General features: G+C 68.5%; 16 protein-coding genes. 10 read left to right on the top strand and 6 right to left on the bottom strand.

The window, feature by feature from the left end; all coding sequences use genetic code 11:
* Nucleotides 1-11 precede the first annotated feature (11 nt).
* On the top strand, nt 12-1,535 hold the full coding sequence (locus BSY19_RS08090; protein WP_236840491.1) for an efflux transporter outer membrane subunit: 1,524 nt from the start codon (nt 12-14) through the stop codon (nt 1,533-1,535).
* On the opposite strand, the gene BSY19_RS08095 is transcribed toward BSY19_RS08090, so the two are convergent.
* Nucleotides 1,529-2,446 carry a LysR family transcriptional regulator gene (locus tag BSY19_RS08095; protein ID WP_069053709.1) on the bottom strand — a complete coding sequence of 306 codons (918 nt, stop codon included), beginning with the start codon at nt 2,444-2,446 and terminating at the stop codon, nt 1,529-1,531. The two genes, BSY19_RS08090 and BSY19_RS08095, sit on opposite strands and share 7 nt — an antisense overlap.
* Nucleotides 2,447-2,570: 124 nt before the next feature.
* On the opposite strand from BSY19_RS08095, the gene BSY19_RS08100 reads away from it, so the two are divergent.
* The 9 genes from BSY19_RS08100 (at nt 2,571) to BSY19_RS08140 (ending at nt 10,946) form a co-directional block, all read left to right on the top strand.
* Nucleotides 2,571-3,608: an ABC transporter substrate-binding protein gene (locus tag BSY19_RS08100; protein ID WP_069053710.1), complete on the top strand. Its 1,038-nt coding sequence runs from the start codon at nt 2,571-2,573 to the stop codon at nt 3,606-3,608.
* Nucleotides 3,609-3,782: 174 nt separating this feature from the next.
* The gene (locus BSY19_RS08105) at nt 3,783-4,826 is read left to right on the top strand and encodes an ABC transporter ATP-binding protein (RefSeq protein WP_069053711.1); all 1,044 of its coding nucleotides are present in this window, start codon (nt 3,783-3,785) and stop codon (nt 4,824-4,826) included.
* On the top strand, nt 4,823-5,689 hold the full coding sequence (locus BSY19_RS08110; RefSeq protein WP_069053712.1) for an ABC transporter permease: 867 nt from the start codon (nt 4,823-4,825) through the stop codon (nt 5,687-5,689). The genes BSY19_RS08105 and BSY19_RS08110 overlap by 4 nt, the downstream gene beginning before the upstream one ends.
* A complete protein-coding gene (locus tag BSY19_RS08115) occupies nt 5,686-6,486 on the top strand; it encodes an ABC transporter permease (protein ID WP_069053713.1) in 801 nt (266 codons plus the stop codon). Before BSY19_RS08110 ends, BSY19_RS08115 begins: the two co-directional genes overlap by 4 nt.
* 5 nt (nt 6,487-6,491) lie before the next feature.
* The gene (locus tag BSY19_RS08120; RefSeq protein WP_083247483.1) at nt 6,492-7,625 is read left to right on the top strand and encodes an NAD(P)/FAD-dependent oxidoreductase; all 1,134 of its coding nucleotides are present in this window, start codon (nt 6,492-6,494) and stop codon (nt 7,623-7,625) included.
* The gene (locus tag BSY19_RS08125; protein ID WP_371126575.1) at nt 7,618-7,914 is read left to right on the top strand and encodes a (2Fe-2S)-binding protein; all 297 of its coding nucleotides are present in this window, start codon (nt 7,618-7,620) and stop codon (nt 7,912-7,914) included. Before BSY19_RS08120 ends, BSY19_RS08125 begins: the two co-directional genes overlap by 8 nt.
* A complete protein-coding gene (locus BSY19_RS08130; RefSeq protein WP_069053716.1) occupies nt 7,911-9,359 on the top strand; it encodes a (2Fe-2S)-binding protein in 1,449 nt (482 codons plus the stop codon). Before BSY19_RS08125 ends, BSY19_RS08130 begins: the two co-directional genes overlap by 4 nt.
* Nucleotides 9,356-10,483 (top strand): NAD(P)/FAD-dependent oxidoreductase, encoded by a 1,128-nt coding sequence (locus tag BSY19_RS08135; protein WP_069053717.1) that lies wholly within the window; start codon nt 9,356-9,358, stop codon nt 10,481-10,483. Before BSY19_RS08130 ends, BSY19_RS08135 begins: the two co-directional genes overlap by 4 nt.
* A 118-nt stretch (nt 10,484-10,601) precedes the next feature.
* Nucleotides 10,602-10,946 (top strand): Rid family hydrolase, encoded by a 345-nt coding sequence (locus BSY19_RS08140; protein ID WP_069053718.1) that lies wholly within the window; start codon nt 10,602-10,604, stop codon nt 10,944-10,946.
* A gap of 10 nt (nt 10,947-10,956) precedes the next feature.
* Here BSY19_RS08140 and BSY19_RS08145 read toward each other — a convergent pair whose 3' ends face one another.
* From BSY19_RS08145 to BSY19_RS08165, 5 genes are all read right to left on the bottom strand, one after another.
* Nucleotides 10,957-12,555 (bottom strand): gamma-glutamyltransferase family protein, encoded by a 1,599-nt coding sequence (locus BSY19_RS08145; protein WP_069053719.1) that lies wholly within the window; start codon nt 12,553-12,555, stop codon nt 10,957-10,959.
* Nucleotides 12,556-12,689: 134 nt separating this feature from the next.
* Nucleotides 12,690-13,973 carry a TRAP transporter large permease gene (locus BSY19_RS08150; protein ID WP_069053720.1) on the bottom strand — a complete coding sequence of 428 codons (1,284 nt, stop codon included), beginning with the start codon at nt 13,971-13,973 and terminating at the stop codon, nt 12,690-12,692.
* A 13-nt stretch (nt 13,974-13,986) separates the two neighbouring features.
* The gene (locus BSY19_RS08155; RefSeq protein WP_069053721.1) at nt 13,987-14,502 is read right to left on the bottom strand and encodes a TRAP transporter small permease; all 516 of its coding nucleotides are present in this window, start codon (nt 14,500-14,502) and stop codon (nt 13,987-13,989) included.
* A gap of 78 nt (nt 14,503-14,580) precedes the next feature.
* Nucleotides 14,581-15,576, bottom strand: coding sequence for a TRAP transporter substrate-binding protein (locus BSY19_RS08160; RefSeq protein ID WP_069053722.1), 996 nt, complete (start codon nt 15,574-15,576; stop codon nt 14,581-14,583).
* A 75-nt stretch (nt 15,577-15,651) separates the two neighbouring features.
* Nucleotides 15,652-16,992, bottom strand: a complete 1,341-nt coding sequence (locus BSY19_RS08165; RefSeq protein ID WP_069053723.1) for an NAD(P)H-dependent oxidoreductase — start codon at nt 16,990-16,992, stop codon at nt 15,652-15,654.
* Between the last annotated feature and the right edge of the window lie 41 nt (nt 16,993-17,033).

Raw genomic sequence — 17,033 nt, forward strand, 5'->3', positions numbered from 1 at the left:
ACATGATGGGGATGACGAAGACGCCTCTCGCCATGACGGGCCCTGCGCCGCAGTTCCTACGCCGCGCCGGCCTCGCCCGCTGGGCCGGCCTCGGTCTCGTCGCGGCTGCGCTCGCCGGCTGCGCCGTCGGGCCGGACTACGCCACCCCCGGCCAGTTCCTGCCCGGCCAGTGGGGCAATGCGCGCAAGACGGCCAAGCCACTCGACGTGGCCAGGCTCGGCGCCTGGTGGAAGAAGCTCGATGACCGTCGTCTGAACGACATCGTCGAGCGCGCGGTGGCGGGCAATCTCGACGTCGCCTCCGCCAAGGCCCGGATCCGCGAGGCCCGCGCCACCCGTCGCCAGGCGATCGGCGCGCTCCTGCCGCAGGTCGATGGGCAGGGCTCCGCGACGCGCTCGCGCTCCTCCGCCGCGACCTCGTCGAGCGGCTCCAACATCACGTCGAGCCTGTATCAGGCCGGCTTCGATGCGAGCTTCGAGCTCGATCTCTTCGGCGCGAACTACCGCAATGTCGAGGCGACGACCTATGGCGTCGATGCCGCCGACGAGGATCTGCGCGCCACGCTTCTGACCCTGATCGGGGATGTCGCGACCAACTACATCGAGGCGAGAGGCTTCCAGGCCCGGGTCGCGCTCGCCCGCCGCACCGCTGCCTCGCAGCGCGAGACCGAGAAGCTTACCCGCAACAAGTTCAACGCGGGGTCGTCGTCGGCGCTGGACGTCGAGCGCGCCGCCGCACAGGCCGCGACGACCGAGGCCGCGATCCCGACGCTGGAAGCGTCCTATGCCCAGAGCCTGCACCAGCTCGGCATTCTCACCGGCGAGGCGCCGACCGCGCTGGCCGGCCTGCTCGGCTCGGGTGGCCCGATCCCCGCCGCGCGCGGCACGCCGCCGGCTGGCATTCCCGCCGATGTGCTGGTCAACCGGCCCGATGTGCGCCGCGCCGAGCGCCAGCTCGCCCAGGCGACGGCCAAGATCGGCCAGGCCGAAGCGGCGCTCTATCCCAGCGTCAGCCTGACCGGGAAGATCAGCACCACCGCCCTGAAGACCGGCGACCTCGCCAAGAACTCGTCGATCGGCTGGTCCTTCGGGCCGACGCTGAGCGTGCCGATCTTCAATGGCGGCGAGTTGCGGGCGGCCGTCGAGGTCGCGGAAGCCCAGCGCGACCAGTCGGATGCCGCGCTGCGGCTCGCGGTGCTGACCGCGCTGCAGGATGTCGAGAACTCGCTGGTGAACCTCGCCAAGGAGCGGCAGCGCGCCGGCAAACTGTCGGCGGCCACCAACTCCTTCCGCGAGGCGGCCAGGCTCTCGCGCACGCTCTACCAGTCCGGCGCGGCGAGCTTCCTCGACGTGCTCGACGCCGAGCGTTCGCTCTACAGCGCCGAGGATACGCTGCTGCAGAGCCGTGTCGCCGTGACCTCCAACTTCGTCGCGCTGAACAAGGCGCTCGGTGGCGGCTGGGACAAGCCGGTCGACGTCTTGCAGCCGCGTGTCGTCGACACGAACACCGGCCCGCATCCGCGCGCCGCCTACTGAGGCAGGCCGGCCTGCGCGCGTTCGGCGAGGTCCTGGATGGCGGCGACCACCGTCTCGACGAAGCCCAGCGCCAGCGGCGACCGGAAGCGCCCAGCCGGCCAGACCACTCCGATCTCGTAGAGCACGTCGGGCCGGAACGGCCGCGCCACGATGCCCCGGCCGCCATACTCGGCCGCGGTATAGGGATCGACGATGCCGATGCCGGCGCCTGATGCGACCAGCGAGCAGGCGATCATCGACAACGGCGTCTCGACTCTGATCTGCCGGGTCACCCGGGCGGCTGAAAACAGCGCGTCGGTGCGGTAGCGCCATTGCGTCGATCCCGCGAGCGAGACGAAGGGCTCGCCGACGAAATCCTGCGGCTCGAGATAGGGTTTGCCGGCGAGGCGGTGGCCCTCGGGCAGCACGGCCACGGCGGGCACGGACGGCAGCTGTTCGACGTCGATATGGGGAAAGTCGAGCGGATACTGCGCGAAGCCGATGTCGCAGAAGCCGGTCGCCACCCAGTCGACCACCTGCGACGAGATGCTGCCATAGACGGCGACCTCGAGGTCCGGCTTGTCCTTCATGTAGGCCGCGATCAGCCGGGGCAGGAAGCCGACATTGAAGGTCGGCAGGGCGGCGATGCGCAGGCTGCCGGCCAGCCCGTCGCGCAGATTGCGCGCCGCGTTCTGGATCTGCTCGAGCCCGACGAACTGCCGCTCGACCTCGCGATATAACGAAAGCGCCTCGTTGGTGGGCACCAGCCGCGTTCCGCGCCGCTCGAACAGCGTCAGCCCGAGCACATATTGCAGATCATGGATCAATCGCGTCACGGCCGGCTGGCTGATATTCAGCGCCCTTGCCGCCGAAGTCACCCCTCCGGTGACGATCACGGTCCGAAAGGCTTCGATCTGGCGGGGATTCAGCATGGCTTCCCTGGGCGCGAAGCCAATTCATAACATTAGCGTATGGATTGCGCGAATCATTCGATTTGACCCGTTACAATCTGTCGCAGAACCTTCACCCATCACTCGCAAAAATGAGGAGGGGTTCATGAAGTTCTCTTGGGTTGGACTGCTGCTGACGACCACCGCGCTGGCGACGTCCGGTGCGGCCATGGCGCAGCAGAAGACGATGTATGTCGCCGGCTATGGCGGCTCCTTCGAACAGACCATGCGCAAGGAGATTCTGCCGGTCTTCGAGAAGCAGGCCAACGTCAAGATCGAGTACGTCGCCGGCAATTCGACCGACACCCTCGCCAAGCTCCAGGCCCAGAAGGGCAACCAGCAGATCGACGTCGCCATCGTCGATGACGGCCCGGCCTATCAGGCGGTCGCGCTGGGCTTCTGCGGCACGCTGACCGACGGCCCCGTCTACAAGGACGTCGCCCCGGTGATGAAGTTCAAGTCCAACAAGGGCGTCGGCCTCGGCCTCGTCGCGACGGGGCTGTTCTACAACACCAAGATCTTCGCCGAGAACAACTGGCCGGCGCCGACCTCCTGGAACGATCTCAAGTCGAAGACCTACGGCAAGAAGATCGTCACCCCGCCGATCAACAACACCTACGGCCTGCATGCCCTGATCGCAATGGCGCAGATTGGCGGCGGCGGCGAAGCCAACATCGAGCCGGGCTTCAAGACCTTCAAGGACGAGATCAACCCCAACATCGTCGCCTATGAGCCGTCCCCGGCGAAGATGACGGAGCTGTTCCAGAACGGCCAGGCCGTGCTCGGCGTCTGGGGCTCGGGCCGCGTCAAGGCCTTCGCCGACACCGGCTTCCCGGTCGCCTTTGTCTACCCGAAGGAAGGCAGCTTCGCGCTCGGCGTCGCCGCCTGCCCGGTCGAGGGCGCCAAGAACCCGGCCGAGGCGAACGCCTTCATCCAGTTCATGCTCTCGCCCGCGATCCAGAAGATCATGGCCACCGGCGCCGGCTTCGGCCCCGCCAACACGACCGTGACCCTGACCAAGGACGAGCAGAAGGGCCTGCCCTATGGCGACGAGGTCAAGGCGCTGAAGGCCGTCGACTGGGACATCGCCAACGCCAAGCGCGAGGAATGGACCCGGCGCTGGAACCGCGAGATCGAGCGGTAAGGCTCCACCCGTCCTTCCCGGGCGCCGCCAGGCGGCGACCCGGGAACGAGGTGACGATCACGTTGCAACTGACAGGCACGGGCTTGACCCGGGCCTGTCGTCACAGGCGTCCTGAGGTGGTCGGGTCAAGCCCGACCATGATGCCGAACTTTGACTGAAACGCTCGAAAGCCCCATGTCCCATCTCGTTCTCGATGGCCTGACCAAGCGCTTCGGCGGCTTCACCGCCGTCGACGCCATGAACCTCTCCGTCGAGCGCGGCGAATTCGTCTCGCTGCTCGGTCCCTCCGGCTGCGGCAAGACGACCACGCTGCAGATGATCGCCGGCTTCGTCGATGTCGACCACGGCGGCATCCGGCTCGACGGCGCCGATCTGGTCTCGGTGGCGCCCAACAAGCGCGGTCTCGGCATCGTCTTCCAGAGCTATGCGCTGTTTCCGCACATGACGGTCGCGGAGAACATCGCCTTCGGGCTCGAGATGCGCGACGTGCCCAAGGCCGATCGCGACAGGCGCACGCAGGAGGCGATGGAACTGGTCGGCCTCAAGGGCTTCGCCGATCGCTATCCGCGCCGCATGTCGGGCGGCCAGCAGCAGCGCGTGGCGCTGGCCCGCGCGCTGGTGATCAAGCCGGCGCTGCTTCTCCTCGACGAGCCGCTCTCCAACCTCGACGCCAAGCTGCGCGAGGAGATGCAGGGCGAACTGCGCCAGATCCAGCGCTCGATCGGCACCACCACGATCCTCGTCACCCACGACCAGCACGAGGCGATGGCGCTGTCGGACCGCATCGTGCTGATGAACCAGGGCCGCATCGAGCAGATCGGCGCGCCGCACGAGGTCTATGACCGGCCGGCCAGCGCCTTCGTCGCGAGCTTCCTCGGCAAGACCAATGTGCTCGCCGCCACCGGCGACGGGCAGGGCGCGGTCACCGTCGGGGGGCTTGCCATCGCCCTGCCGGGCGCCGGAAAGGGGCCGCTGCAGCTCGCCGTCCGGCCCGAGCGCCTGACCTTCGCGCCGGCCGGCGGGCCCGGTCTCGAGGCCCGCATCACGGGGCGCGTCTTCCAGGGGACGCATTGGCTGCTCACCGCCGAGAGCGCGGCGGGGCCTCTCACCCTGATGCGCGGCAATGACGGCGCCGCCGTGCCGGGCGAGGGCGAGACGGTGCGGCTGCGGTTCTCGGCTGCCGACGCGGCCGTCCTGTCCGCCGGAGCGGCGGCATGAGCGGCGTCGTCACGCAGCGCAATGCGCCGTACTGGCTGACCGGGCCGGCGCTGCTGGTCTTCCTCGGGCTGGTGATCATCCCGCTCGGCATGACCGTGCTGCTCTCCTTCTACGACTGGGGGCAGTACAAGGGCATCGTTCCCGACTTCACGCTGAAGAACTGGATCGAGGTATTCACCGATTCCTACTTCTTCGAGATCTTCATGCGGACCTTCCGCATCGCCTTCCTGGTCACGCTGGCGGCGATCGTCATCGGCGTGCCCGAGGCCTATATCCTCAACCGGATGTCGCCGGCCTGGCGCAGCGCCTTCCTGCTCGTGATCATCGGCCCGCTTTTGGTATCGGTCGTGGCGCGCACGCTCGGCTGGGCGCTGCTCCTGGGCTCGACCGGCCTCGTCAACCAGGGGCTGATCGCGCTCGGCCTGATCAACACGCCGCTCGAATTCATGTTCACCGAGACCGGCGTCGTGATCGCGCTGATCCATGTGCTGATCCCCTTCATGATCCTCGCGGTTTGGGCCTCGCTGCAGCGGCTCGACCCCCAGATCGAGAACGCGGCGCTCTCGCTCGGCGCCGGCCGCTTGACGATCTGGCGCCGTGTGATCCTGCCGCAGATCGTGCCGGGCATTCTCTCGGGCTCGATCATCGTCTTCGCGCTGGCGGCGAGCGCCTTCGCCTCGCCGGCGATCATCGGCGGGCGCCGCCTGAAGGTCGCCTCGACGCTGGCCTATGACGAGTTCCTGAACACGCTGAACTGGCCGCTGGGCGCCGCGGTGGCGACGCTGCTGCTCGTCGCGCTCGTGCTGATCACCGTCGGCTCCAACCGCCTGATCGAGCGCCGCTACGCACAGGTGTTCGAATGAGACGCAACGGCATCCCCGCGCTGATTTTCCACGGGCTCTTCGTCGTCTTCATGCTGGCGCCGCTGCTGATCGTCTGCGTCGTCGCCTTCACGCCCGAGGGCTATCTCTCGCTGCCGACGCGCGGCCCGAGCCTGCGCTGGTTCCGGGCGATCTTCGACTATCCCGAGTTCATCCGCGCCTTCCGCGACTCGCTCTGGCTGGCGGCCTTGTCCTCGACCATCGCGATCATGCTGGCGGTGCCGGCTGCACTCGCCATCGCGCGCTACCGCTTCCCCGGACGCGAGGCGATCACGGCGCTGTTCATGTCGCCGCTGATGGTGCCGCATGTCGTGCTCGGCATCGCCTTCCTGCGCTTCTTCACGCAGATCGGCATCTCCGGCACCTTCGTCGGCCTGGTGCTGAGCCACATCATCGTGGTCATCCCCTTCGCGTTGCGGCTCGTGCTGGCGGCCTCCTATGGCATCGACCGGCGCATCGAGCATGCCGCGATCTCGCTCGGCGCCGGCACGGCCACGGTCTTCCGCCGGGTGACGCTGCCGCTGATCCTGCCCGGCGTCGTCTCCGGCTGGCTCTTGGCCGCGATCAACTCCTTCGACGAGGTCACGATGACCGTGTTCATCGCCTCGCCGGCGACCGTGACGCTGCCGGTGCGCATGTTCCTCTACATCCAGGACAACATCGACCCGCTGATCGCGGCGGTCTCCGCCTGCCTGATCGCCATGACGGCGATCCTGCTCTTCGCGCTCGACCGGCTGTTCGGGCTCGACCGCCTCTTCGTCGGATCCGGAAAGGGCTGACAGACGTGACGACCTCAGCATTGTCATCGGAAGCCGATATCGTCGTCGTCGGCGGTGGCGTCGTCGGCGGCGCCATGGCGCTCGGCCTGGCGCGCGGCGGCGCCCGCGTCACCGTCCTCGACGAGGGCGACGTCGCCTTCCGCGCCTCGCGCGGGAATTTCGCGCTGGTCTGGGTTCAGTCCAAGGGGCTGGGCATGCCCGACTATGCGATGTGGTCGCGCCGTTCGGCCGAGCAATGGCACGAGCTCGCGGACGTGCTGCACGAGGACACCGGCATCGACGTCGCCCACAGCCAACCCGGTGGCTTCATGCTCTGCCTCTCGGAAACGGAGCTGGAGCAGCGCCGCCAGACCATGCAGCGGCTGCACAACCAGATGTCGCTGAGTGATTTCCCCTATGAGATCCTCGACCACGACGAGACCAAGCGCCGCCTGCCCGACATCGGGAAGGATGTGGTCGGCTCGGTCTACAGCCCGCTCGACGGCCATGTGAATTCGCTCAAGCTGTTCCGGGCGCTGCGCGACGCCAGCGCGCGCCGCGGCGTCGACTATCGCCCCAATTGCACGGTCGACAGCATCGCCTCGGACGCGGGCGGCTTCCGGCTGAAGGGCGCCTTCGGCGAGATCACGGCGGGCAAGGTCGTGCTCGCGGCCGGCCTCGGCAATGCGCGGCTCGCGCCCATGGTCGGGCTCGAGGCGCCGGTGAAGCCGAGCAAGGGCCAGATCATCGTTACCGAGAAGACGGACGCCTTCCTGCACAACCCGATGGTGACCATCCGCCAGACCGACGAGGGCGGCATCATGATCGGCGACAGCCAGGAGGATCGCGGCTTCGACACCGTCGTGCGCCAGCCGATCCTCTCGGTCATGGCCGAGCGCGCGGTGCGGATGTTCCCGCGGCTGGCGGGGCTGAACGTGGTGCGCTCCTGGTCGGCGCTGCGGGTGATGAGCCCGGACGGCTTCCCGATCTACGACCAGTCGCTCAGCCATCCCGGCGCGTTCGTCGTCACCTGCCATTCCGGTGTGACGCTCGCCGCCAACCATGTCCTGACGCTTGCCCCGGCGATTCTCTCGGGTGGGCTGCCGGACACGCTCGATGCCTTTTCCGCACGGAGGTTCCATGTTCCGGCCCATGCATGAGGTGAAGCCGGCCGAGGCGCTCGGCTTCACCTTCGACGGGCGTGCGCTGACGGCGCGCGCCGGCGACACGGTCGCGGCCGCGCTGCTCGCCAACGGCGTCCAGGCCTGCCGCCAGACGCCGGTCTCGGGCGCGGATCGCGGGCCCTATTGCATGATGGGCGTCTGCTTCGACTGCCTCGTCGTCATCGACGGCGTCGGCAACCGCCAGGGCTGTCTCGTTCCGCTGCGCGAGGGCATGCGGATCGAAACCCAGGCCGGGCGCCGCCATCCCGACGGGGCCCAGTCATGATCGCGATCACCAGCATCGGCCAGGTCGCCGAGCATTACGACATCGCCGTGGTCGGTGCCGGCCCGGCCGGGCTCGCAGCCGCCGCGCGCGCAGCCGAACTCGGCCTCTCCGTGCTGCTGGCTGACGAGAACCCGGCACCCGGCGGCCAGATCTACCGCGCCATCACCACGACGCCGGTCACGAAGCGCGCCGTGCTGGGCGAGGATTACTGGAAGGGCGGGGCGCTGGTCGACCGGCTCAGGCCGACGAACGCCGCCTATGCGCCGGGCTGCACAATCTGGTCGGTCGCGCCCGACGAGGCCGGCGGTTTCGAACTCGGGCTCTCGCTGGGCGGACAGGCCCGGCTGATCGCCGCCGGCCAGGTCATCCTGGCGACGGGCGCGCAGGAGCGGCCCTTCCCGATTCCGGGCTGGACCCTGCCGGGCGTGATGACCGCGGGCGCCGCCCAGATCGCGCTGAAGGCCTCGGGCCTGGTGCCGAGCGGCCGCACGGTGATCGCCGGCTGCGGCCCCTTGCTCTATCTGCTCGCCGGGCAGCTCGCGGCGGCCGGCGCCAACATCGTTGCGGTGCTCGACACCACGCCGCGCCGCAACTGGCTCGCCGCCATCGCCGCGTTTCCCGATTTCCTGCGCTCGCCCTATCTCGCCAAGGGCCTGAAGCTGATGGCGGCCGCCCGCGGCAAGCTGCCGTTCAAAACCGGCGTCACCGCGCTGGCGGCCGAAGGCTCCGGCAAGCTCACGGGCGTGACGGTGACGCGAGGAGGGGCGGCCGAGACCATCCCCTGCGACGCGCTGCTGCTGCACCAGGGCGTCATCCCCGGCATCAACCTCGCCAATGCCGCCGGTTGCGCACAGCATTTCGATGCGGTCCAGCATTGCTGGACGCCAACCGTGGACGGCTGGTTCGCCTCCTCGATCCCTGGCATCGCGATTGCCGGCGACGGGGCGGGGATCGGCGGCGCCGAAAGCGCGGCGCTGCGTGGCGAGGTCGCGGCGCTCGACGCCGCCCGCCGGCTCGGGCGGCTCGCCGAGGCGGAGCGCGACGCCCATGCCGCGCCGATCCGGGCCGAACTCGCGCGCAGCCTGCGGGGGCGGCGCTTCCTCGACCTGCTCTATCGTCCGGCCCCGCAATTCCTGGCCCCTCCGGCAGACGAGACCATCGTCTGCCGTTGCGAGGAGGTCACCGCCGGCCAGATCCGCGATGCCGCGAGCCGCCTCGGCGTCACCGGCCCCAACCAGATGAAGGCCTTCCTGCGCTGCGGCATGGGCCCCTGCCAGGGCCGCCTCTGCGGCCCGACCGTGGTCGAGCTGATCGCACAGGAGCGCGGCGTCTCGGCCGAGGAGACCGGCTATTACCGGCTGCGCCCGCCGGTGAAGCCAGTGACGCTCTCCGAGCTCGCGGCCCTGCCGCCGACCGATGCCGCCATCAAAGCGGTGGTGCGGTGAGCGAAGGGCGCCGCAGCGCCGACGTCATCGTCATCGGCGGCGGCATCCATGGCTGCTCGACCGCGTTGCACTGCGCCCTGCGCGGGCTCTCGGTCATCCTGATCGAGAAAGACCATGCCGGCCGCCATGCCTCCGGCGTAAATGCCGGCGGTGTGCGCCAGCTCGCGCGCCATGTCGCGGAGATCCCGCTCTCCAACACGTCGATGGCGCTCTGGCACCGCATCGAGGATCTCGTCGACGATGATTGCGGCTTCACCTCCGACGGTCAGGTGCTCGTCGCCGAGGACGAGGAAGACCTCGGCAACTGCCGCGCCCGCGTCGACGACCTGACGCTCCGCGGCTTCCACCATGAGGAGCTGATCGACGCGGCCGAACTGCGCCGCCTCGTGCCGGCCGTCTCGGACACCTGCCCCGGTGGCGTCGTCTCGCGCCGCGACGGCGCGGCGATCCCACTGCGGGCGACCCAGGCCTTCAAGCGCAAGGCCCAGAGCCTCGGCGCCGATATTCGCGAGGGCGTGCGCGTCACCCGCGTCGCCCGCGATGGGTCCGACTGGCGCGTCGAGACCGATCACGGCGCCTTCCTGGCGCCACGCATCGTCAACGCTGCCGGCGCCTGGGCCGATCGCATCGCCGCCGATCTGGCTGAGCCGGTGCCGCTCGAGGTCATCGCGCCGATGCTGATGATCACGGCCGCGATGCCGGCCTTCATCAAGCCGGTGGTGATCCTGCGCAAGCGCAAGCTCTCCTTCAAGCAGTTCGGCAACGGCACGGTGCTGATCGGCGGCGGCTATCTCGGCCGCGCCATCCGCGACGAGAACCGCACTGTGCTCGATTGGGGCAAGCTCGCGACCAACGCCAAGACGGTCTGGGACCTCTTCCCGATCATGCGTGGCGCGCCGATCCTGCGCGCCTGGGCGGGCATCGAGGCGCGCATGCCCGACGATTTGCCGGTCTTCGGCAAGAGTACCCGGCACGAGGGCGTCTACCACCAGTTCGGCTTCTCGGCCCATGGCTTCCAGCTCGGTCCGGGCGCCGGGGCCGTGATGGCCGAGATCATCGCCACCGGCTCGAGCAACGTCCCGATCGACGGCCTCGGCATCGCGCGGTTTGCCGCGCCCTCATGACATCCACCCGTCATTCCGAGCGGAGCGAAGCAATCCAGATCGTCGAGCGCCGCGGCCCTGGATTGCTTCGCTGCGCTTGCAATGACGACCACAGCCTTTCACCCCAGGAGAGAAGACCATGACCATCAAGCGCCACATCAAGACCCCGATCCAGAACCGCGTCGTCGAGGCCGGCAACATCGTCTTCGTCGGCGGCTGCATCGCCGACGACATCACGCAGTCGATGGGCCCGCAGACGCAGAACATCCTGACCAAGATCGAGGGCTATCTCGGTGAGGTCGGGCTCGACCGCAAGGCGATCGTCGCCGCGACGATCTTCGTCACCGATCTGCCCGCCAAGAAGGAAATGGACCCGGTCTGGACCGCGTTCTTCGGAGACGCCCTGCCGACCCGCGCCACCGTCGGCGTCGCCGATCTCGGCGGCGCGCTGATCGAGATCGTCTGCACCGCCAGCCGCGGCTGAGGGCGGCCCCTCACACCGCCACGACATACCCATCCCGGCGCGGATCAGCCGCGCCGGTCATCACCCCGGTGACGGGATCGACCGCCACCGCCTGCATGCCGCCGCAGCGCATCGTCCAGCCGGTGTCGAAGGCGGTGATGGCGTGGCCGCGCCGGCGCAGCTCGGCCAGCGTTTCGGCTGCAATCCGGTTCTCGGCCTCGATCGCCCGCCCGTCCCAGAGCCGGGCGCGCGGCGCCTCGATCGCGTCCTGCAGCGGCAGGCCGAAATCGAGATGCTGCACCATCGCCTGGGTCTGCGTCTGCATGATGCCATAGCTGCCCGGCGTGCCGAGCGCGAGCACGGGGCGGCCGTCCCGTGTCGACAGGCTGGGCGACATGCACATCGGCAGTTCGTCGCCGGGCTTGGAGCGGTTCGGGCTGCCGGTCTGGACGTCCGACCAGTACAGGAAATTGTTGAGGCAGACGCCGGTGCCGGGGACCACGATCCCGCTGCCGAAGGGGCTGCCGAGGCTGTTGGTGATGCACACCAGATTGCCCTCCGCATCCGCCGCCGAGAAGGAGGTGGTGTGCGCGGGGTCCTCGCCTTGCTGCGGTGTCCATTGCTCCGTCGGCCCCTCCACCGGCGCACCGTCGGTCAGGCGCCGGCGCAGCACGGCGAGCGCATCCTCCGCGAAGATTGCGGCCAGCCGCTCGGGCGAGGGATTGTTGGCGGCGATGCGGACGCCCGCCGCCAGCCGGATCGCGCGGAAGACGAGGTCGAGATGCTCCGGCCCGTCCTTGACGAGGGCGCCGAGATCGCAGCCCTCGAGGATCTTCAGGCTGAGCAGGAACTGGAAGGCCTCGCAGGGCGGCGGCGGCACATGGACGGTCAGGCCGCGATAGGAGGCCGCGAAGGGCTCGCGCCAGCGCGGCTTGACCGCCGCGAGATCCTCCATCGTCATCAGCCCGCCGAGCGAACGCAGATGGGCGATGATGCGCTGCCCCAGCGCCCCGCGATAGAGATGGTCCGGCCCTTCCGCGGCGATGGCGGCGAATGTCGTCGCGAGATCGGGCTGGCGCAGCACCTGGCCGACGCGGACGGGGCCGCCCTCGGGCAGATAATTGGCCGCGAAACCGGGGTAGAGCTCGGTCCAGGCCTGCAGCAGCGGCGCCTGCTCGTTGAACTCGGCGACGCCGAATTCAGACAGGGCGAAGCCGTCCCGGGCGAGCGCGATCGCGGGCGCGAAAACCTCGGCCAGTGTCTTGCGGCCATGGCGCGAGACGAGTTCGCACCAGCCGGCGAGGTTGCCCGGCATCGCCACGGCATGGGGGCCGCGCTCGAGGTCGCTGCGCTGCGTGAAGCGCTCCGCCGGGAAGCTCTTCTGGATCGGAGGGACGAAGTCGAGCACGCTGACGCGCCCCTCCGCCGCCGACCAGAGCGTCGCCGAACCCATGCCCGACAGGCTCGACATGAAGGGCTCGACCACGGTGAGCGCCGCCGCCGTCGCGGCGATGGCGTCGAACGCGTTGCCACCCTGGATCAGCAGCCGCGCGCCCGCCTGGGCCGCGAGCGGATGGGCCGCGGCGACCATGCCGTGGCGGGACTGGATCGTCGGGCGGCGGCCATCCATCGTCGGTCTCCTCGCAGCGGCTCTTGAGTGGCCGGCGCGCGATCAGAGCATGACGGGGGCGGGGCGCGACAGACCCCCGGGCCTGCGCTGCGCGGGCCGGGGCCGGCGCGGCGCGCATGGCGCCGCCGCCCGGCTCAGTTCAGCACGAGCCGCGGCAGCCAGAGCACGACCTCGGGGATGAAGGTGATGATCACCAGCACGCCGAACCCGACACCGAGGAAGGGCAGCACCTCACGCACGACCCGCTCGATCTTCACCTGGGCGAAGTTGCCGCAGATGTAGAGGAGAATGCCGACCGGCGGCGTCAGCAGGCCGAGCATCAGGTTGAAGACGATGACCAGCCCGAAATGCACCAGATCGATGCCGACCGCCTCGACGATCGGGATCAGCACCGGGATCAGAATGATCATGGCCGCGATGGCTTCCATGAAGCAGCCGACGATCAGCAGCAGCACGTTGATCAGGATCAGGATGACCCAGGGATTGTTCGAGAAGGCACCGATCCACGCGGCGATCTCGCGCGGCAGGCCGCTCACCGCCATCAGCCAGCCGAAGCCGGCGGCAAAGGCGATGATGATCATGACCACGGCGGAATCGAGCCCGCTCTGGACGCAGATGCTCCAGAGCTGGCGCCAGGACAGTTCGCGGTGGATCACCATCGCGACGAAGAGCGCATAGAGAACCGCGACCGCAGCGCTCTCGGTGACGGTGACGACGCCGCCGGTGACGCCGAACAGGATCACGAAGGGCATCATCAACGCCCAGATCGCCTTGCTGCCGGAGCGCAGCACCTCGCGCATCGGCACCGCCTCGTGGACCGGGTATTTCCGGGCGCGCGAGATCAGGTAGACGACGACGGCGAGCCCGCCGCCGAGCAGCAGGCCGGGGATGACGCCGCCGAGAAACAGGGCGGCGACCGAGACGCCCTTGCCGACCGAAAGGGCGTAGATCACGAGCGGGATCGAGGGCGGGATGATCGGCCCCATCACCGAGGCCGAGGCCGTGATCGAGGCGGCGAAGCCGGGATCGTAGCCCGAGCGCTTCATGCCGGGGATCAGCACCTTGCCCAATGCGGTCGCATCGGCGACCGCCGAGCCGGAGACGCCGGAGAAGACCATGCAGGACATCACGGTGGTGAGGCCGAGCCCGCCACTGAACCGGCCGACGCAGGCATTGGCAAAGCTGATGATGCGGGCGGTGATGCCGCCGACATTCATGATGTTGCCGGCCAGGATGAAGAACGGGATCGCCAGCAGCGAATAGGAATCCGCCCCGATCAGCGCCCGCTGCACGAAGACCGAGAAGGGCAGCGTCGGGTGGTTGGCGATCGTCATGACGGCGGCAAGCGCCATCGCGAAGGCGATCGGCAGGCCCAGCAGCATCATCACGCCGAAGGAGAGCATCAGCACGCCGGCCATGGGGATCGTCTCCTTAGAGATGAACGTCGCCGAGCGGATCGCGCCGGGCCGGATCGAACAGCTTCTCGATCCAGAACACGATCATCAGCGCGGCGCAGAACGGCGCGGCGAAATAGAAGGAGGCGGGGCTGATCTCCAGCGCCCCGAAGGTCTGGCCGAGCGTGCCGATCGAGATCTGCAGCCCGAACCAGAGCATCAGCACGGACAGCAGCAGGATCAGTCCCTGGTTGAGCCAGAGCACAATCGTCTGCAGCCGCTGCGGCAGCATCAGCACGAACATGTCGATCGCGATGTGCAGCATGTTGCGGTAGAGCACCGCCGCGCCGGCGAAGACCGACCAGACGAACAGGATCCGGCAGACCTGCTCGGTCCAGGACAGCGGGCGTTCGAGCCCGTAGCGATACCAGACCGCCGCGATCGTGATCAGCACGATGGCCGCGATGGAGCCGCCGACGATGGCGCGCGCTGTCCATTCACAAAGGTCGCAGAGCCGGCGCCAAAGCGCTGGCAGGCCGGTCAGGGGCTGCATGGCAATCCTGTCACGCGGGGGAAGGTTGCCGGGCCCGCTGTGGGCCCGGCTGCGGTGGCGGTCAGATGATCAAGACGATCAGGCGATCGTCTTGATCCGGTCGACCCACTTCTTCACATGGACGAACTCGGTCTCCATGCCTTCGAGCGTCTTGCGGAAGGCGTCCTTGTCGACATCGTTGATCGCGATGTTCTTCGCCTTGACCAGAGCGAGGATGCGGTCGTCGTCGGCGATCACCTTCGGACGCAGCGAGTCCTCCATGTCGCGGGCGGCCTGGACGAGGGCCTTGCGCTGGTCCTCGTTGACCGCGCGGAAGCTCGCTTCCGAGATCACGATCATGTTGTCCTGCATCATGTGCTCGGTCAGCGCGAGGTTCTTGTTCACGTCGAAGATGCCGCCGTTGAAGGTCAGCGCCATCGGGTTTTCTTGGCCCTCGATCACCCCCGACTTGAGGGCCTGGAACACCTCCGGCCAGGGAAGCGGCGTCGGCGAGGCGCCGAAGCGCTCGAAGGTCCGGCGCCACATCGTGGTCTCCGGCACGCGGATCTTGAAGCCCTTGAGATCAGCCGGCGTTTTGACGACGCGGCTGGAGGAGAGCTGGCGCGGCATGCGCGGAATCGCGCCGAGCGGACGCAGCTTGGCCTGCGCCGCGACGTCGTCGCCATATTCGGCCATGATCGCGGTCATGACCTTGTCCTTGTGGGCGACGTTCTTGAACAGATAGGGATAGGTGAAGACCTCGGCCGGCTTGTACCAGCCGGCGAGCAGGGCCGCGCCCGGCGTCGCGACATGGATCGAGCCCTGCAGCAGCCCCTCGACATTCTCGCGCTCGCCACCGAGTGCTCCGGCATGGTGCGAGGCGATGTCGATCTGGCCCTTGGTCAGCTCCTTCACGCGCGCGGCGAAGACGTCGAGGCTCTGAGAGATGAAGTCGGTCTGCGGCGTCGCCGAAGCTCCGATCCATTTCAGTTGCTGGGCCCTCAGAATGCCGGGCATGGCAATGAGGCCGGCGCCGAGCGCGGCTCCTGCGAGGACGGTCCGGCGGGTCGGCTGGTCTGTTCTGCTCTTGGTCATGATGTCCTCCCTGGACGTTGGGCCGGCCCGTTATCTCGGGCTCTCGCCGGTCTGCACTGCTAGGCCGGGGCGACGTCAGCCCCGGAAGAGATCCTCCATCTCGCGGCGAACCTTGACCGCGGCATCGTCGGCGTCGAAGGCGACGTCCGACCATTTCAGCCGCTGGCCCAGCGCGATGTCGTGCTTGAGCTTGACGCGATGGGCGAGGCCGAGCGGCAGATAGCCTTCCGCCAGCGAGGTCTTGGCCGGCGTCTGCTTGCCCCAGACGCAGAAGCCGCCCTCACCATCCAGCATTTCGCCGGCCTTGAGGTCGCGCTTGGCCGTGGCGACGACGTCGGAATTGAAGCAGATCGGCGCGCCCGTCGGCTCGTGGCGCAGCGCGGCGGAGGCGACCGAGATGCCGAGTTCCAGCCCGATCATGTGGATCGGCCGGTACAGGCAGGAGTAGCGGCCGCTCTTGTCGGGCAGCATCGAATACTCCCGGAAGCACTCCTCGCTGTAGGCGCTGTCGGATTCGAAGACGACATAGGTGCCCATGACAAGACTATGGGGCACATCCGTGCCGTCGCGATAGACCGAGGAGGTGACCTCGGTGACACCGGCCCGCTCCAGCACGCCGCCATCGGCCTTGGGCTTGCAGATCTCGGCATGCTCGAACCGCGTCGCCGGCGGGAAGGACAGGCCTTCCGTCTGCGATTCCAGCCCCGTCGCGTTGCAGACGGCGGTCATCTCGATGCCCGACTTGGTGCCGTCGACGAAGGAGTTGAACATCTTCGGGTTGATCGAGTTGCGATCCTTGATCTTCATGTACTTGTCGAGGATGTCCCAGACCGTGTCGGGCGTCGACTGGTGGTAGGTCGGGTGGTAGCGCGTGCCCTTGCCGGCGCTGACGACCCGGAAGCCCGAGGCGCGGGCCCAGTCGACGTGGTCGGCGATCAGGGCCGGCTGGTCGCCCCAGGCCAGCGAATAGACCACGCCGGCCTCGCGCGCCTTGCGCGCCAGCAGCGGCCCGGCGCAGGCGTCGGCCTCGACATTGACCATGACGATGTGCTTGCCGTTGGCGATGGCGCGCATCGCGAAGCGGATGCCGGCGCCCGGATCGCCCGTCGCCTCGATGATGACCTCGACGCCGGGATGGTCGATCAGCGCGTCCCCATCCTCGGTGACGACAGTCGCGCCGTTCTTCAGCGCATCGTCGATCGAAGCGGCCGCGTACTGCTCCTGCGGCCAGCAGGCCAGCTTCAGCTGCGAGCGCGCGCGGGCGGTGTTGAGATCGGCGACGCCGACGATGTGCATCCCGTCCGTGCTGCGGGCCTGGGAGAGGAACATGGTGCCGAACTTGCCGGCGCCGATGATGGCGACGGTGACCGGCTTGCCGGCGGCCTTCCGTTCGAGAAGCAGTCTGTGCAGGTTCATGCGCCGGTTCTTTCCTCATCAGGCCGACCGCGGAGGTCGGA

The organism is Bosea sp. RAC05, assembly GCF_001713455.1.
Lineage (GTDB): Bacteria > Pseudomonadota > Alphaproteobacteria > Rhizobiales > Beijerinckiaceae > Allobosea.

What these genes read in the sequence shown, in the direction of transcription:
- BSY19_RS08140 (WP_069053718.1), top strand. Translation starts at nt 10,602, where the DNA reads ATGACCATCAAGCGCCACATCAAGACCCCGATCCAGAACCGCGTCGTC.
- BSY19_RS08150 (WP_069053720.1), bottom strand. Translation starts at nt 13,973, where the DNA reads ATGGCCGGCGTGCTGATGCTCTCCTTCGGCGTGATGATGCTGCTGGGC.
- BSY19_RS08110 (WP_069053712.1), top strand. Translation starts at nt 4,823, where the DNA reads ATGAGCGGCGTCGTCACGCAGCGCAATGCGCCGTACTGGCTGACCGGG.
- BSY19_RS08125 (WP_371126575.1), top strand. Translation starts at nt 7,618, where the DNA reads ATGCATGAGGTGAAGCCGGCCGAGGCGCTCGGCTTCACCTTCGACGGG.
- BSY19_RS08145 (WP_069053719.1), bottom strand. Translation starts at nt 12,555, where the DNA reads ATGGATGGCCGCCGCCCGACGATCCAGTCCCGCCACGGCATGGTCGCC.
- BSY19_RS08160 (WP_069053722.1), bottom strand. Translation starts at nt 15,576, where the DNA reads ATGACCAAGAGCAGAACAGACCAGCCGACCCGCCGGACCGTCCTCGCA.
- BSY19_RS08130 (WP_069053716.1), top strand. Translation starts at nt 7,911, where the DNA reads ATGATCGCGATCACCAGCATCGGCCAGGTCGCCGAGCATTACGACATC.
- BSY19_RS08115 (WP_069053713.1), top strand. Translation starts at nt 5,686, where the DNA reads ATGAGACGCAACGGCATCCCCGCGCTGATTTTCCACGGGCTCTTCGTC.
- BSY19_RS08155 (WP_069053721.1), bottom strand. Translation starts at nt 14,502, where the DNA reads ATGCAGCCCCTGACCGGCCTGCCAGCGCTTTGGCGCCGGCTCTGCGAC.
- BSY19_RS08090 (WP_236840491.1), top strand. Translation starts at nt 12, where the DNA reads ATGACGAAGACGCCTCTCGCCATGACGGGCCCTGCGCCGCAGTTCCTA.
- BSY19_RS08105 (WP_069053711.1), top strand. Translation starts at nt 3,783, where the DNA reads ATGTCCCATCTCGTTCTCGATGGCCTGACCAAGCGCTTCGGCGGCTTC.
- BSY19_RS08165 (WP_069053723.1), bottom strand. Translation starts at nt 16,992, where the DNA reads ATGAACCTGCACAGACTGCTTCTCGAACGGAAGGCCGCCGGCAAGCCG.
- BSY19_RS08095 (WP_069053709.1), bottom strand. Translation starts at nt 2,446, where the DNA reads ATGCTGAATCCCCGCCAGATCGAAGCCTTTCGGACCGTGATCGTCACC.
- BSY19_RS08100 (WP_069053710.1), top strand. Translation starts at nt 2,571, where the DNA reads ATGAAGTTCTCTTGGGTTGGACTGCTGCTGACGACCACCGCGCTGGCG.